Below are 15321 nucleotides of genomic sequence, written 5' to 3' on the forward strand. Positions count from 1 at the left end.
CTGGGCCGGGGTGTTACGCGCGGCCGTAGGCGTCGTCGTAGCGAACAATGTCGTCTTCACCCAGGTAGCTGCCCGACTGCACCTCGATCAGTTCGACCGGCACCTTGCCCGGGTTGCGCAGGCGGTGCTTGCTGCCCAGCGGAAGGTACGTGCTCTGGTTCTCGGCGAGAAGGAACACCTTATCGTCGCAAGTGACCTCGGCGACTCCCTTCACGACGATCCAGTGCTCGGCTCGGTGGTGGTGCATCTGCAGGCTGAGCGCCGCGCCCGGCTTGACCACGATGCGCTTCACCTGGAAGCGATCGCCTGATTCAAGGGAGTCATACATGCCCCATGGGCGGCGAACCACGCGGTGGAGGTCGTGTTCGCTCCGCCCGGCCGCCTTCAGCGCATCCACGATCTTTTTGACATCCTGCGATGCATCGCGGCGTGCCACCAGGGTGGCGTCGGGCGTCGTTACCACCACCACATCGTCGAGGCCTACGGTCGCCACCATGTGCCGGCCGTGCGAGCGCACCAGGGATCGGTGGGTATCGATGGCCAGCACGTCGCCTTCGAAGTGGTTTTCGTTGGCGTCCTTGTCGGCGGCCATCCACAGCGCATCCCAGGAACCGATGTCCGACCAGCCGCAGTTGACCGGGACCACGGCGGCGCGGTCGGTTTTCTCCATTACCGCGTAATCGATGGAATCGTTCGGTGCGCTGGCAAAGGCGTCTGCGTCGAGCCGGATGAAATCGAGGTCGACGCGGGCTTTGTCGAACGCGGCGCGGGCGGCGTCGAGCATGGCCGGCGCATGCTTGCCCAGCTCTTCGAGGTAGCGGTCGGCGCGGAACAGGAACATGCCCGAGTTCCAGTCGTATTCGCCGCTATCCAGATACTCGCGAGCCAGGTCGAGCTGCGGCTTTTCCACGAAGCGTGCAACGCGGAACGCGGCAGCATCCAGCACATCGCCGCGGCGGATATAGCCGAAGCCGGTCTCCGGGCGATCCGGGCGAATACCGAAAGTCACCAGGGAGCCTGCGTGTGCCGCCGGCAGTGCGCTGGCGACCGCCTCGGCAAACACGCTGGCATCGCCAATGAGGTGATCCGCTGGCAAGACAAGCAGCAGGGCGTCGGCGTGGCGTTGCAGTGCCCTCAGCGCGCCCACGGCGATGGCAGGCGCGGTATTTCGAGCCACCGGCTCAAGCAGGATGTCCGCGCCATCCAGGCCAATTTCCTGTAATTGCTCGGCGGCGAGAAAGCGATGATCGTCGGCCGCGACCACCAGCGGGGGTGCTGCGTTCGGGAGGGCATTCGCGCGTAGCGCGGTCTGCTGGAAGAGCGTCTGCGTACCTGCCAGCGAAAGGAACTGCTTGGGCAGGTTCCGGCGCGAGATGGGCCAGAGGCGCGTGCCGCTACCGCCGCTAAGGATGAGGGGAATCAGCACGTTGGATGTCCCGGGCTTCAGGTTGGAAGGGGCATTGTATCGAGGACTTCGCCCAGCAGCGTCGTCCATGCAGGTCTGTGCAGGCCGTAGGTGGACTCGACCAGTGATCCGTCAAGGACCGACCAGGCCGGCCGTTTCGCGGGTGTTGGGAAATCGGCGGTGCCGATGGCGCGTACCTTCGGTGTCCGCACCAGGAGACCGCGCGCCGCAGCGCCGGAGAAAATGGCCTCGGCGAAGACCCTCCAGGTGGTCTCGCCCGCGGCGGTGAGGTGGTAGGTGCCACCGCTCGCGGCATTCTGGGCGCGCCGGAGCACTTCGACGGTTGCCGCAGCTATCCACGGTGCGCTGGTGGGCGTGCCCCATTGGTCGTCGACGACCGCAAACGTGTCGCGCTCCTGGGCGAGGCGCAACATCGTGCGCATGAAGTTATGCCCATGCGCACCATACACCCAGGCGGTACGTAGGGTGAGGTGCCAGGCACCGGATGCGGCGAGCGCACGCTCACCATCGCGCTTTGTTAGCCCGTAGACACCGGCGGGAGCCGTGGCGTCGTCCTCGCGGTAGGGCCGCGTGGCATCGCCACCGAACACGTAATCGGTGGAGTAGTGCACGACGCGCGCGCCGGACTGGGCAGCCCATGCACCGAGCTGGCCGGGTAGGGCTGCGTTCAATGCGGCGGCCGCCGCGGGCTGGATTTCGGCCTTGTCGACTGCCGTGTACGCGGCGGCGTTCACGATAAGCGTAGGCGATACCGCATCGAGGAGGCGCGCGACGGCGGCCGGGTCGGCGAGATCGCAGGCCAGGTCTCCGGCCCCGCCCTCCCGGGTCGCCACGACGAGTGGGCCAAGCGCCGGCAGGGTCGTGCGCAGCGCATGGCCGACCTGGCCACGACCGCCGAGCAACAGGATGCTCATGCCGGGAGCCGGTCCCGCGGAACGTCGGCGTGGAGAGGCGCAGCGGCATCCTTGGCCGATAGTTCGGGGTTGCTCAGTGGCCAGTCGATCGCGAAAAGTGCATCGTTCCAGCGGATGGCCGCATCGGATTCGCGGTCGTAGAGCGACGTGCACTGGTAGGCGAACGTGGCGTAGTCGGAGACCACGCAGAATCCATGGGCATAGCCCTCCGGGATCCACAGCATGCGGTGATTATCTGCGGTGAGCATCATGCCGACGTACTGCCCGAACGTGGGCGATTCGGGGCGAATATCCACCGCGACATCGTAAACCTCACCCTCCAGTACGCTGACAAGCTTGCCCTGCGGCTTGCGCCACTGGTAATGCAAGCCACGCAGCACGCCCCGGCGCGAGCGCGAGACGTTGCTCTGGACAAAGTTCACGTCGATGCCCGCGGCCTGGAATTTCTGCTCGTTGTAGCCTTCAAAGAAATAGCCGCGAGAGTCCCCGAAGACATCGGGTTCGATCACGGTAACACCGGGAAGGGCGGTTTCAAGGAACTTCATGGATGGCGGCCCAGTTCGGCGAGGCGGAGAAGGTACTGGCCGTAACCGACCTTGGCGAGTGGCGCGGCCAGTTCCGCGAGCTTCTCCGCGGTGATCCATCCGTTGAGGAACGCGATCTCCTCGGGGCAACACACCTTGAGGCCCTGGCGATTTTCGATCGTCTGGATGTAGTTGCAGGCTTCCATGAGCGACTCATGCGTGCCGGTATCGAGCCACGCGTAGCCGCGGCCGAGTTGCTCGAGGTGCAGCTGCCCCGCCTGCAGGTAATGGCGGTTGAGATCCGTGATCTCCAGTTCGCCACGGGGGGACGGGCGCAGCGCCGCCGCATAGTCGGGCGCGTGCCCGTCATAAAAATAAAGGCCGGTGATCGCATAGTTGGAACGCGGCTTCAGGGGCTTTTCCTCGATGCCAAGTACCTTGCCCTGCGCATCGATTTCAGCCACGCCATAGCGCTCGGGATCGCGCACCCAGTAGCCGAAGACGCTGGCACCCTCGGGTCGCGCATCGGCGCGGCGCATTCGCTCCGTGAGGCCTTCGCCATAGAAGATGTTATCGCCCAGGACCAGGCAACTGGGCTGTCCGCCAAGAAAGTCCCGGCCGATGAGGAAAGCCTGGGCAAGGCCGTCGGGCGAAGGCTGCGTCGCATAGTGGATGTTGATGCCCCACTGCGAGCCATCGCCGAGCAGCCGTTGGAACATGGCCTGCTCGTGCGGCGTGTTGATCACGAGGATATCTCGGATACCAGCCAGCATCAGCGTGCCCAGCGGGTAATAGATCATCGGCTTGTCGTAGACGGGGAGCAATTGTTTGCTCACGCCCTGCGTGATCGGGTAAAGCCGCGTGCCGGAGCCGCCGGCCAGGATGATGCCCTTGCGTTGAGTCATGCGCCCAGGCGCTCCATGCGGTAAGTGCCCCGGACTATGTCATCGACCCAGGGCTGGTTGGCGAGATACCAGTCGACCGTGCGCGCCATGCCAGCGTTGAAATCGTGCCGTGGCACCCAGCCGAGCTCGCTTCGCAACCGGCTCGCGTCGATCGCGTAACGGCGGTCGTGCCCAGGGCGGTCGCGCACGTAGGTGATCAGTTCCTCATAGCGACCCGCTGCCCGCGGACGGCGCTCATCTAGTAGGGCGCAGATCGTGCGCACCACGTCGATATTGGTGCGCTCGGCATCACCGCCCACGTTGTAGGTTTCGCCTACCTGGCCCCGCGCGAGCACGGTCTCGATGGCATCGCAGTGGTCATCGACGAAGAGCCAGTCGCGGATATTGAGGCCATCGCCGTAGACGGGCAGCGGCTCGCCGGCCAGGGCCTTCTGGATAACCAGCGGGATCAGCTTCTCGGGAAACTGGAATGGTCCGTAGTTGTTCGAGCAGTTTGTCGTAAGCGTGGGCACGCCATAGGTATGGTGGAAGGCTCGTACGAGGTGATCGGATGCGGCCTTGGACGCGGAGTAGGGTGAGTTCGGGGCGTACGGCGTCGTTTCGGTGAAGAAACCGGTAGGCCCCAGCGACCCGTAGACCTCGTCGGTAGACACGTGCAGCAGGCGGAAGCGTGCGGCCGCGTCCGTCGTGAGCCCGCGCCAGTGGTCGCGGACGCTCTCGAGCAGGCCAAGGGTGCCAACGACATTGGTCTGGATGAACTCGGCTGGCCCGTCGATCGAGCGATCGACATGGCTCTCCGCCGCGAAGTTGAGCACCGCTTCGGGTCGGTGGGCGGCCAGCAGGGAGGCGACCAGTTCGCGATCGCCAATATCACCGACGATAAGTTCGTGGCGGCCAGAGGCCTCCGCCGCCGCGAGCGTGGAACGGTTGCCCGCGTAGGTCAGTTTGTCGAGGTTGACGACGCGGTGCCCGGCGGAGATCGCCCTCAGGACGTAATTACCACCGATAAAGCCGGCGCCGCCGGTGACCAGGAGAGTTGCCATTCGGAAGCCATGGATAGGGGATGGATAGCCGCATGAAGAGGCGTGGCGGACAATGATGCCCGTAGATCGCCCCGGGGGCCAAGCAAGTTGCATGGGTACGTGAACAATTCTTCAGGCAGGGTCGCCGCCTCAAGCACATCCCGGCTAAAATGGACCACTTTTCCTGCGGAACGCCTGTTTCGCAGCCCTGACGGAATCAGGTAACTACATGATTAAGAAGAATAAAGGTGTTGAGGTGGGGCTCGGCACACGGGCCATCCATGCGGGACAACACCCCGACCCGTCCACCGGCGCCATCATGACGCCGATATATGCGACGTCTACCTACGTCCAGGAGAGCCCCGGCGTCCACAAGGGTTACGAATATTCGCGTACCCAGAATCCGACCCGCATGGCGTACGAGCGTTGCGTGGCCGATCTTGAGGGTGGCGTGGCCGGCTTCGCGTTTGGTTCGGGCCTGGCGGGTGCCGCCACCGTGCTCGACCTGCTCGATTCGGGCGACCACGTCATCGCCATGGATGACCTCTATGGCGGCACGTTCCGTCTGTTCGAGCGCGTTCGCCGCCGCTCCGCCGGTCTCGATTTCAGCTTCGTCGACCTCAACGATGCGGCCGCGCTGAAGGCCGCGCTGACCCCGCGTACGCGCATGATCTGGGTCGAGACGCCGACCAATCCGATGCTAAAGCTGGTCGACCTGGCAAAGATTGCCACGTTCGCCCGAAAGCACGGCCTCATCATGGTCGTCGACAACACGTTCTGCTCGCCCATGCTGCAGCGGCCCATCGAATACGGCGCCGACCTGGTCCTGCATTCGGCCACCAAGTACCTCAACGGTCATTCCGACATGGTCGGCGGCATCGTCGTCGCCGCCAATCCCGAGATGGCCGAGCGGATGGGGTTCCTGCAGAACTCGGTCGGCGCCGTGGGCGGCCCCTTCGATGCCTTCCTGGCCATGCGGGGTCTGAAAACCCTGCATCTGCGCATGGCGGCGCATTGCGAGAACGCCATGGAAATCGCGCGCTGGCTTGAGCGTCATCCGGGGATTGACCGGGTGATCTACCCCGGCCTGCACAGCCACCCGCAGCACGCGCTTGCGAAGCGCCAGATGGATGGCTTCGGCGGGATTATCTCAGTGGAAGTTTCCGGTGGCTTGCGCAAGGCGCGCCGCATGCTCGAGCGTTGCCATCTGTTCGCCCTGGCGGAATCGCTCGGCGGTGTCGAAAGCCTCATCGAGCACCCGGCGATCATGACGCACGCCTCTATTCCGCCGGCCAACCGCAAGCGGCTTGGTATCAGCGATAGCCTGGTGCGTTTGTCGGTGGGTGTCGAGGACGTCGCGGATCTGCGTGACGAGCTCGCGGCCGCGCTTGCCTGAACTTCATGACCTCCCACATGCAGAACACAATCGATTCACCGCGTTCGTTGTCGCGGTTCTCGCAGGCGCGCAAAGACATTACTGATGGCCTGCATGCGTGGCCCGTCTGGTCGACTCTAGCCTGGCAGGATATTCGCCAGCGTTATCGCCGCTCCGTGCTTGGCCCGCTGTGGATTACGTTGACCATGGTCGTCACCATTGCGGGCATGGGGCCGCTGTATGCCGCGCTGTTCCGCCTGGATGTGCACGAGTTCATTCCGTACCTCGCCCTGGGTATCATCAGCTGGGGCTTGATTTCAATGCTGATCCTGGAGGGATGCGCAACGTTCAGCGGGGCAGATTCCTTGATCCGCTCGGTTCGCCTGCCGCTGACGCTGCATGCGTTTCGGATGATCATGCGTAACGTCATCATCTTCCTGCATAACTGCGCTGCCTACCTGCCGTTCATGATCTTCCTCGGGATCATGCCGTCGCTGACGTGGTTGATGGTGATCCCCGGTCTCATCATGGTTATTGTGGCGGCGATCCCGGTGGCGATCATCCTCGGTCTTTTCTGCGCACGCTTCCGCGACATGCAGCCGATCATCGGTAGCGTCGTGCAGCTCGCGTTCTTCCTGACGCCGATCTTCTGGAAGCCTGAGGCGCTGGGCACCCGCGTTGCCTTTGCCAAGTACAACCCCTTGTTCATGCTGGTCGATCTCTTGCGAGGTCCGATCCTCGGCTACGTGCCCGGCGCGAACGTCTATATCGGTATCGGCGTCCTCACCGTGGCGCTGTACGCCGTGGCGATTCCCCTGTTTGTGCGCTACCGCCAGCGCATCGCGTTCTGGGTGTGACCATGGCATCGATCATTCTTGAAAACTGCAGCCTCTCCCTTCCTGTATATGGCACGGGCAACCGCTCGCTGAAGCAGATGGTCATGTCGGCCGCCACGGGTGGGCGCATTGCCGCCGGCAGCCGCCAGATCACAGTCGTGGAGGCCTTGAAGGACGTCACGCTCTCGATCGGCGCAGGTGATCGTATCGGCTTGCTGGGCCATAACGGCGCGGGCAAGACGACCTTGCTCCGCCTGCTTGGTGGCGTCTACGAGCCGACTGCCGGCAGGCTAAGCCTGGAAGGCCGTGTCACCAGCCTTATCGACGTGACGCTTGGCATGGACTTCGAAGCGACCGGCGCGGAGAACATCCTGCTGCGTGGCCTCATGCTTGGCATGTCGCGCGCCGAAATCCGCCGGCTTACTCCGGAGATCGTAGAGTTCTCCGGGCTCGGCGACTACATCGCCATGCCCGTTCGCACGTACTCGAGCGGCATGGTGCTGCGCCTGGCATTTTCGATCGTCACCAGCGTTCACGCCGACATCCTCCTGATGGATGAGTGGCTCAGCGTGGGTGATGCTGAATTCGTCCGCCGTGCTGAAGACCGCCTCAAGGCGCTGGTCGATCGGGCGAGCATCCTGGTTCTTGCCTCGCACAATCCCAACATCATCAGCGACCTCTGTAATGTGACCGTCTCTATGGAACATGGCCGAATCGCAAAAATTGAACGTTCCGGCGATGACCTGGTGGTGCAGGCATGAGCAACGCGAATAATGACTACTGGTTGAGCCGCGACGGTACGAAGTACCAGAGCCAGCAGGAGCAGCGCAGCCAGGCCGAAAACCCGATGTACGTCCAGCAGGAACGTTGGCTGACAAACCACTTTGCGGTGGAAGCACAGCGCCTTGGCCGCCCTGTACGCGTGCTCGAGTTCGGCTGTGGCTTCGGCCGCTTCGCCCGTCTGTTTGCGCAATCGAGCGACGTGGCGTACCACGGGTACGATTTCTCCGCATCGATGGTGCAGCCGTTTTGGGATAACCCGCCGCCGGGATTTGATCCAACGCGCCTTCGCGTGGCCCCCACGGTAGCTGAGGCCTTCCCCGGCGAAACGTTCGACATCGTATTCACGGTCTCCGTTCTGATCCATAACGCGCCAGCCGCCGTGGCCGGGTTGGTGAGCCAGATCTTCGCGATGGTCGCGGACGGTGGCGAGCTGTGCCTGCTGGAGAACATGCTCTCCAGCTTCAACATGAAAGAAAATAACTGGCATGGTGGCTGCTGGGTGCATGACCACGTCACTCCCCACGCGGCCAGTCGTGACATCACGATCTTTCGTGGCATTGCGTACAACCAGGACTTCTACGTATTTCGCCAGCCTCTCGCGGCGGCCGAAATCCACGTGGTCACGGGCGATGAGCGCCGTCGCGTCACGCTCGATGACATCCGCCTGCTCGGACTGAAGCGTCTTGAAGATGCCGTTCGCAACCTTGAGGCAGAAATTGACAGCGCCGCCGCGCTGCATGCCGAGGCGCATGACGCCAAGGAAGACATCAACGAACTGAGGGCATCGCTCTCGACCGTGACCGGCAAGCTTGACGCAACGCAGGACGCACTGTCCGCTGCCACGGAGCGATGCGATGCCATGGCCGACATGCATGCGCTGCGCAAGAAGCTCGAAGCGGTAGTACTGGACTACGAAGGCTCCACGGATCCATCGCTCCTCGATGCCGAAGCGCACGACACCCGCCACCTCTTCGCTCCTGTCGCCCAGCCCAACAACGAGTACGAGTGGAACGCCCAGCGCGACACCCAGTTCGCGCACGAGCATGCGTCGTTCGGTAGGGTTTGCCACGTCTTTCACCTCGAGTGGTTCGGGATACGCTCATCCGCCGGCGCACTACCCGGCTTCAAGCTGGGCATCAGCGCTGACCGCCCCCTTTCGATGGCCAGCATCGATCAGATCATCGCCCTGCTTTCGCGCGCGGGCGTTAATCGCCTTGTGCTGCACGGCTTCTCACCGTCCATGAAGGCATTCATCCAGTCGATGAATGCCGTTGGCATGGATCACCTGTATATGGTCTGGCACGGGGCGCCCGCCATGTGGGTGTTCGAAGGCGAGCGGAAGCTGGCGCAAAGCGCGCTGCGTCTTGTCCACGAAGGCAAGCTGCGGCGGATGCAGGGAATGCGGCGCGGCATGGAGTCCGTCATCGGGCCCCGGGCGTTCGTGCCGCAGCTGCTTAACATCCCACCCAACCTTCCACCCGCGCCAAGCGATATCAAGGCAGGCCGGCGCTCGTCGACCGTGGTGTTTGGTCCTTCGTGGAATTTGCTGCACAAGAACGTGGTAACAAACCTGTTGGCTGCCCAGTTCAACCCGGACGTCGACCAGTTCTGGACCCTAGCCACCGATCTGGATATCGATCGTCGCCTTAGCTCCAAGCTGCGCGTGCTGCCGCCCCGTTCGGGGCGGGATATGCTTGAGACGATGCGCCAGGTCGATCTCGTGAGCAACGTGACGCTGGTGGATTGCCACCCCATGGTCGACCAGGAGGCGCTCGCCGTCGGCACGCCGTGCCTGCGAGGGCCGCTGTTCCTTGATGCGCTCGAAGATCACCCGTACGTACGCCTCACCGAGGTCGCCAACCCGCTCAGCGTGGCCGACATCTCGACCGGCATTTCACGTGTTCTGGGTGTCGAACGGAGCGAGATGCGCGGCTTGATCGACGACTACGCGACGCGGATCCGTGAGATCTCGCTGCAGCGCTACCTTGACCTTCTGGAGCTTGGCTAATGGGTCTTCGCGTTTTCGTCCTGAAGGAACTGTTTCCTTTCACGGCAGGTGGTATCGGCCGCGTCGCGGCGAACATTCTCAGCACATCCACGGCTGAAGAGCTGGCCAGCACTGCGATCGTTTACCTCAATGACGGGCTGAACCGTAAGCGCTTCCAGTCGGTCTATCCGACTGTGCGATTTGTCGACGCTTCGCCGGGTACCTATCAGCTGGTCGACAAGCGCCACTACCGCTATCCGGACCAGCGGACGTATACCGATTCCCCACTTCATGCCGAATCGGTCCGCGCCATGCAGGCTCTGTTGCGCCTGGAAACGGAAGCGGGTGCATTGGATTACGTTGAGTTCACCGACTGGGGTGGGGCGGCGTTCGCGTCGTGCCAGGAGAAGCGCCTCGGGCTCGCTTTCACGAACACTTGCCTCGCCGTGCGCCTGCACAGCACGGACAGCCTGCTTGCGTCGGTTGAAAACCGCCCTACCGATCTCCAGGCGCTTGCGCTGTACGACCTGGAACGTAAGTCGCTGCTCGATTGCGACCGTATCGTCGGGCAGTTGGCCAGCGTGGCCCGATCGGTCAAGACGTTTTTCGCGATCGATGATGCGCAGTGGCATCCGAAGCTCGTCATCCACGCATCGCCCATTGTCCTGGATGCGCCGTCGACCGCTCGCGGCGCGATCGTCCCCACGCTTGATACGCCCATCGTCTTTTCGTCGAAGCTCCAACGCTTCAAGCGCCCCGATGTCTTCATTCGTGGTTGCTGCGGCTTCCTTGCGGCACACCCTGAATACCGTGGGGATATCCTCCTGCTAGCGCATTCCTTCGAGCCTGCTTACCAGGCGCGCATGGAGGCGCTGGTGCCGTGGGAATTCAAGTCGCGGTTCCACTTCCTTCGCGGGGTTAAGGATACGGAGCGTGCGGCGACCATCGCGCAAAGCGTGTGTGTCTTCCCAAGCATCTATGAGTCGTTCTGCCTGGCAGCCTACGAGGCCTCCATGGCTGGCGCGTTGTGTCTGCTCAACGAAACGAACCCTGCGTTCGACGCGGAATCGCCTTGGATGTCGGGCGGTAACTGCGAGAAGTTCGACGGCACGGTCGACGGCCTGGCCGTGTGCCTGTCGCGCGTCTTCTTCGGTGACAGGGTCGAGCGGGGCCTCGTGGTTCCTCCCGCCGATCCGGGTCCCTGGACTTTGCCGGCACCGTTTGTGCGGAAGATCGAAGGCCGATTCCCCAAGGTCAGCATCATCGTGCCGCACTACAACATGGGCACCTACTTGACCCGTACGCTCGATAGCGCGCTGGCCTCGACCTATCCCAACCTCGAGGTGGTCGTTGTCGACGATGCATCCACCGAGTCTATTAGCCGGACCCTGATCGATCGCCTCGAGGGAATGGCCGAGCCGCGTCTGCGGGTCGTGCGTGCCGCCCAGAACGTTGGCCTTAGCGCGGCGCGTAATCTGGGTATTCGGAATGCGCAGGGCGTCTATATCCTCCCGCTCGATGCCGACGATCTCATCGCCTCGGACTTCATCGAAATCGCGGTGCGTGGCCTCGAACTGAATCCCGAGTACGACGTGGTCGTGCCCCAGGTTGCCTACTTCGCCGATAATGACGATGGCGCGGTGTTCACGCGGGACGTCCTCGGCCATTGCCATGTGCTGATCGGCGAGGCGCGGGCGAGTGGCCTGCATGAGAACCGCCTATCCACGGCGACTTCGCTGATTCGTCGTTCGGTGTTCGACAACCTCGCGTATCGCGAGGAAATGACCTCGTACGAGGACTGGGATTTGTATCTCCGGGCGCTCATGTCGGGCCACCGGATGATCGTCACCAACCATGTGGCGTTTTTCTACCGGCGCCGTGCGAGCTCGATGATCCATTCGTCCGAGGGGCGCCTGAATCACCGCCTCGCGTACCACGACGTACTGCGCACCAAATCGATGACCGTCGGTGGTATGCAGCTGCCCTTGTATGCGCTGCAGGGCTTTGCACATGAGGGTGAATCGCTGGCCGCGCTCGGCGGATCCTCGGCTGAGCTGCGTGCACGCCTGACCGAATACGAGAATAGCGAGGTGGTATTCGCCGCGCTCACCGTGGCTCGCCAGCTCGAGCGTCGTGCACCCTGGCTGCTGCGGTGGGGAAAGAGCGCGATGCGTGGTGTCTGGCGAATCCTCAAGAGCCGACGCGGATAGCCGGTTGCCGGGCTGACGGCGTTTCCTTCCTCGGTTAGGATCAGGGGGCCCGGTGGATTTCCGGGCCGCCGTGATGGGGGTGGGGATAATGCTTGACTGGGATAAGTTCCGGAGGACTCCCCGTGGCTCGGGGGGCATCGTCGCATGCCTTTTCGGGCTCTCTTTCTATTTCCGCGAGTTTCATCGTGAGGCGCCCACAACCTCGGGCTCCTACCTCGTCGCTGCGTTGCTCATTGCCCTTGCTGTGGCGCTCATTATCCTGTTGTTCGCCGTGGTGCCCGATACCTGGCGCGCGTGCTGGCGCGGCCGCGCGGGCCTGCGGCGTCTCGCCCTCGCGGCGATGCTCGGCTTGCCGCTTGGCTTCGCACTGCCGTTGCATGTCCGGCCAGAGGAGCCCTCTGCCGTCGTCGTTGAGGCCCTGGGCACGCACGATCCCGCCGCGAAGTCGGCGGAAGTCTGGGTCCGCGTGGAAGCCGACGGCGAAGATCTCCCGTCGTCTGCCCTCGGTGTGCAGGGACCGTGGCAGTTCAAAGGTAATCTTGCCGTCTCCGCGCCGCCTGGCCAGCCCGCCAGCCTGACCTACTCGGGCCGGGCACGCTCGATCCGCGTTCATTTCGTTGCCCACGACTGGTCAGGGCAGGCCCGGGTCACGGTCAATGGCCACCATCGCGACCTCGAGCTCTACCGTCCGCCGGGCAAAGAGGGGACCGTCGACCTGAACCTCGTTGGCGGCTCGGTCATTACCGATCGCCTGGCCTTGCCTCATCGGACGGCGATACAGTGGTTCGCCTTCGTCGTCGATGCATGGCTCCTCGGGCTCGCGGTCGTTGCGCTTTTCGACCTGGGGCGGGGCGTGGTCACATCGCCCTACCAACTGCCCACGATCCCCGAGCGCAGGCACATTCGCCGCCGCGATTTCGTGCTCTTCGCTGCGCCACAGCTCGTGGCGTACCTCGTCTATCTCGCGGCGTTCTATCCCGGCGTCATGACCAATGATTCGCTGGACCAGTGGATACAGGCGCAGACCGGCCTTTGGCAGGACTGGCATCCGCCGCTCTACGGAATGCTCATGGGCGTGCTCGGCGGGCTCGGCGGCACGCCAGCCACCGTCGCGATCTTTCAGGCGTTCGTGATGGCGGCCGCCACCGGTGCGCTCATCACATTCGTGCGCGCCGCCGCGGGCGCCCCGCGTGCAGCGGCGGCTGCTGGCGCGCTGCTGTGCGCCGCGTATCCGCTGGTTTGCATCAACGTCGTTACCCTGTGGAAAGACGTGCTTTATTCGGCGGCCGTTGTCTTCCTGATGGCCTTCGTGATTGGCGTCACCTGCCTGCGCCTTCCACTGCTACGCCGCGTGGCATGGTGGCTATGCACATTCGTCGCCGTCGTCGTCTGCCTGGCGTTCCGTTATAACGGGCTGCCTTTCATCCTTGCCATCGTTGGCCTGATCGTGGTCATCACGCCATCCGAGCGTTGGCATGCCGTCGTCCTGCTCCTGGCCAGCATGGCCAGCGTGTACGTTATCAATGGCCCCGTTCTCGATGCGCTCGGTACGACGCGAACGCATGTGTCGTTCACGATCGCCGTGCATCACATTGCCGCACACCAGGCCGCGGGCGAGCCGTTGCCTACGGAACAGGACCGGGAACTGGTGCAGCGCATCTGGTCGGGCGGAACGATACTTCCATACAACTGTGCTTACGCCGGCACGGCGCTGTTCGATCCACGCTTCAACCTGATTGCCGCCGAGCAATCCGCGCGTCCGCTGTTGGACCTTGCGCAGCGCATGGCACTTGCCCATCCACGCGTGGAACTACGCCACTTGGCGTGCGTCAGTTCACTGGTGTGGCGCATGGGCAAGACGGCGCGTGAGCCTATCGACATATCCGGCTGGGGTGTCTGGAGATCAGGGGATGCGCTGCGATGGATTGCCAATAACGACCTCGGCCTGCACGAACAGCCCGGCCTAGGGCGCGTGGGCGGTGTCATTCGCCGGGTCGTCGCTAACTGGCTCAGCCATGATGGCTGGCGACGGCCGGCCATCTTCCTCTACCTGATCCTGTTCGCCAGCACGGTCGCCGCCCTCCGCCAACGGAGGTGGGAGCTCGCTACGTGCCTTGTCCTTGCTGCCTTGGCGCAGTCATCGTCGATCCTGTTGTTCAACGTGGCACAGGATCCGCGTTACCAGATGGCCATCATGGTGATAGCACTGGCAGCCGTGCCATCGCTGCTGCGCGCGACCCAGCATCCGTTCCCCACCTTCCGGCCCCGCCGCGCCATGCGCGACGACGTGCTTACGGTGCCCCGCTAGCGGTCGGGGCCCGTTCCATCCAGCTGCGTGTCGCAGGCACCTCGCCGAGATCCTGCTGGATGTGCGGCGGCGAGGTTGTCGTCTGGTATTCCAGCCGCTTCATGCGGAACAGCAGCTGCTCGGTGAGTTTGCGATTGACGGCGATCAGGTCGGCGAGCAGGCCCATGACGAGGATGAGCGCGCCTACGATCAGCGACAACGCGGCGAGGACGACGGACTGCACATGACCCTCGCCCTGTCCGGCGAGGAATAGATACAGGAAGCGCGCGCCGACCAGCAGGCCGAACGTCACGAACGTCATGCCGATCCAGCTGAAAAGGACGAGGGGTCGATAAATCACCAGAACCCTCAGGATCGTGCCGATGGAGCGTTTCACGTAACTCGATATGCTTCGCACCAGACGCGAGGGGCGAAGATCCTCATTCGTATGGATCGGCACCGACTTGACGCGGAGCTCGCTCAGCCCCGCCTGGATGATCGTTTCCAGCGTGTATGTATAGATGCCGAAAACATTCAAGCGCATCGCCGCTTCTCGAGTGATGGCCCTGAACCCACTGGGAGCATCGGTCACGGTGGTCTTGCTAGCGACGCGTACCGCCCAGCTGCCGAGGTGCTGGAGTTTCTTCTTCACCCAAGAGAAGTGTTCGGTATCGTCGATCGGCCGGGAGCCGATGACCATATCCGCTTCGCGATCGAGGATCGGCTGGACCAGCAGAGGGATATCGGATGCGTCGTATTGGTTATCGGCGTCGGTGTTGACGATGACGTCGGCGCCCAGGCACAACGCCGCTTCCAGTCCTGTCGTGAATGCCGTCGCCAGGCCTCGGTTACAGGGATGGCTCACCACGTGATCGACGCCGTGAGATCGTGCGACCTCCGCCGTGTTGTCCACGGAGCCATCATCGATGACCAGCCACTCGACGGAATCAAAGCCTTCCACGTGCCTCGGGAGTGCGGCGAGGGCAATCGCAAGCGTTTGCCCCTCGTTGAGGCAAGGTATCTGGATGACCAGTTTCATGCGCGTTGGCCCC

The 15321-nt window shown here is 63.4% G+C and carries 12 protein-coding genes; 6 read left to right on the plus strand and 6 right to left on the minus strand.

Annotation, left to right across the window (positions count from 1 at the left end; all coding sequences use genetic code 11):
• Window positions 1–13: 13 nt before the first annotated feature.
• From ACZ6YI_RS06540 to rfbB, 5 genes are read right to left on the minus strand one after another with little or no spacing between them, the layout of a single operon-like run.
• Window positions 14–1426, minus strand: a complete 1413-nt coding sequence (locus ACZ6YI_RS06540) for a mannose-1-phosphate guanylyltransferase/mannose-6-phosphate isomerase (protein WP_465777938.1) — start codon at window positions 1424–1426, stop codon at window positions 14–16.
• 17 nt (window positions 1427–1443) lie between these two features.
• Window positions 1444–2340, minus strand: coding sequence for a dTDP-4-dehydrorhamnose reductase (gene rfbD, locus ACZ6YI_RS06545; RefSeq protein ID WP_465777939.1), 897 nt, complete (start codon window positions 2338–2340; stop codon window positions 1444–1446).
• Window positions 2337–2885: a dTDP-4-dehydrorhamnose 3,5-epimerase gene (rfbC, locus tag ACZ6YI_RS06550; RefSeq protein WP_465777940.1), complete on the minus strand. Its 549-nt coding sequence runs from the start codon at window positions 2883–2885 to the stop codon at window positions 2337–2339. The genes rfbD and rfbC overlap by 4 nt, the downstream gene beginning before the upstream one ends.
• A complete protein-coding gene (gene rfbA / locus ACZ6YI_RS06555; protein ID WP_465777941.1) occupies window positions 2882–3769 on the minus strand; it encodes a glucose-1-phosphate thymidylyltransferase RfbA in 888 nt (295 codons plus the stop codon). Before rfbA ends, rfbC begins: the two co-directional genes overlap by 4 nt.
• Window positions 3766–4812, minus strand: coding sequence for a dTDP-glucose 4,6-dehydratase (rfbB, locus tag ACZ6YI_RS06560; protein WP_465777942.1), 1047 nt, complete (start codon window positions 4810–4812; stop codon window positions 3766–3768). Before rfbB ends, rfbA begins: the two co-directional genes overlap by 4 nt.
• A gap of 208 nt (window positions 4813–5020) precedes the next feature.
• Here rfbB and ACZ6YI_RS06565 point away from each other — a divergent pair, with 208 nt between their 5' ends.
• The 6 genes from ACZ6YI_RS06565 to ACZ6YI_RS06590 all read left to right on the plus strand — a co-directional run bounded on the left by ACZ6YI_RS06565 (window position 5021) and on the right by ACZ6YI_RS06590 (window position 14290).
• Window positions 5021–6187, plus strand: coding sequence for a trans-sulfuration enzyme family protein (locus ACZ6YI_RS06565; RefSeq protein ID WP_465777943.1), 1167 nt, complete (start codon window positions 5021–5023; stop codon window positions 6185–6187).
• Window positions 6188–6204: 17 nt separating this feature from the next.
• Window positions 6205–7023: an ABC transporter permease gene (locus ACZ6YI_RS06570; RefSeq protein ID WP_465777944.1), complete on the plus strand. Its 819-nt coding sequence runs from the start codon at window positions 6205–6207 to the stop codon at window positions 7021–7023.
• Between the two features lie 2 nt (window positions 7024–7025).
• Window positions 7026–7763 (plus strand): ABC transporter ATP-binding protein, encoded by a 738-nt coding sequence (locus ACZ6YI_RS06575; RefSeq protein ID WP_465777945.1) that lies wholly within the window; start codon window positions 7026–7028, stop codon window positions 7761–7763.
• An 86-nt stretch (window positions 7764–7849) separates the two neighbouring features.
• Window positions 7850–9793, plus strand: a complete 1944-nt coding sequence (locus ACZ6YI_RS06580) for a methyltransferase domain-containing protein (RefSeq protein WP_465777946.1) — start codon at window positions 7850–7852, stop codon at window positions 9791–9793.
• Window positions 9793–11982: a glycosyltransferase gene (locus tag ACZ6YI_RS06585; protein ID WP_465777947.1), complete on the plus strand. Its 2190-nt coding sequence runs from the start codon at window positions 9793–9795 to the stop codon at window positions 11980–11982. Before ACZ6YI_RS06580 ends, ACZ6YI_RS06585 begins: the two co-directional genes overlap by 1 nt.
• A gap of 88 nt (window positions 11983–12070) precedes the next feature.
• On the plus strand, window positions 12071–14290 hold the full coding sequence (locus ACZ6YI_RS06590) for a hypothetical protein (RefSeq protein WP_465777948.1): 2220 nt from the start codon (window positions 12071–12073) through the stop codon (window positions 14288–14290).
• On the opposite strand, the gene ACZ6YI_RS06595 is transcribed toward ACZ6YI_RS06590, so the two are convergent.
• A complete protein-coding gene (locus ACZ6YI_RS06595; protein WP_465777949.1) occupies window positions 14274–15308 on the minus strand; it encodes a glycosyltransferase family 2 protein in 1035 nt (344 codons plus the stop codon). The genes ACZ6YI_RS06590 and ACZ6YI_RS06595 overlap by 17 nt on opposite strands.
• Window positions 15309–15321: the final 13 nt, after the last annotated feature.

The sequence above is a fragment of the Luteibacter sp. NPDC104163 genome (genome assembly GCF_055584245.1).

Coding starts and splice junctions, on each gene's coding strand:
- rfbB (WP_465777942.1), bottom strand. CDS start 4,812: ATGGCAACTCTCCTGGTCACCGGCGGCGCCGGCTTTATCGGTGGTAAT.
- rfbA (WP_465777941.1), bottom strand. CDS start 3,769: ATGACTCAACGCAAGGGCATCATCCTGGCCGGCGGCTCCGGCACGCGG.
- ACZ6YI_RS06595 (WP_465777949.1), bottom strand. CDS start 15,308: ATGAAACTGGTCATCCAGATACCTTGCCTCAACGAGGGGCAAACGCTT.
- rfbC (WP_465777940.1), bottom strand. CDS start 2,885: ATGAAGTTCCTTGAAACCGCCCTTCCCGGTGTTACCGTGATCGAACCC.
- rfbD (WP_465777939.1), bottom strand. CDS start 2,340: ATGAGCATCCTGTTGCTCGGCGGTCGTGGCCAGGTCGGCCATGCGCTG.
- ACZ6YI_RS06580 (WP_465777946.1), top strand. CDS start 7,850: ATGTACGTCCAGCAGGAACGTTGGCTGACAAACCACTTTGCGGTGGAA.
- ACZ6YI_RS06565 (WP_465777943.1), top strand. CDS start 5,021: ATGATTAAGAAGAATAAAGGTGTTGAGGTGGGGCTCGGCACACGGGCC.
- ACZ6YI_RS06570 (WP_465777944.1), top strand. CDS start 6,205: ATGCAGAACACAATCGATTCACCGCGTTCGTTGTCGCGGTTCTCGCAG.
- ACZ6YI_RS06585 (WP_465777947.1), top strand. CDS start 9,793: ATGGGTCTTCGCGTTTTCGTCCTGAAGGAACTGTTTCCTTTCACGGCA.
- ACZ6YI_RS06590 (WP_465777948.1), top strand. CDS start 12,071: ATGCTTGACTGGGATAAGTTCCGGAGGACTCCCCGTGGCTCGGGGGGC.
- ACZ6YI_RS06575 (WP_465777945.1), top strand. CDS start 7,026: ATGGCATCGATCATTCTTGAAAACTGCAGCCTCTCCCTTCCTGTATAT.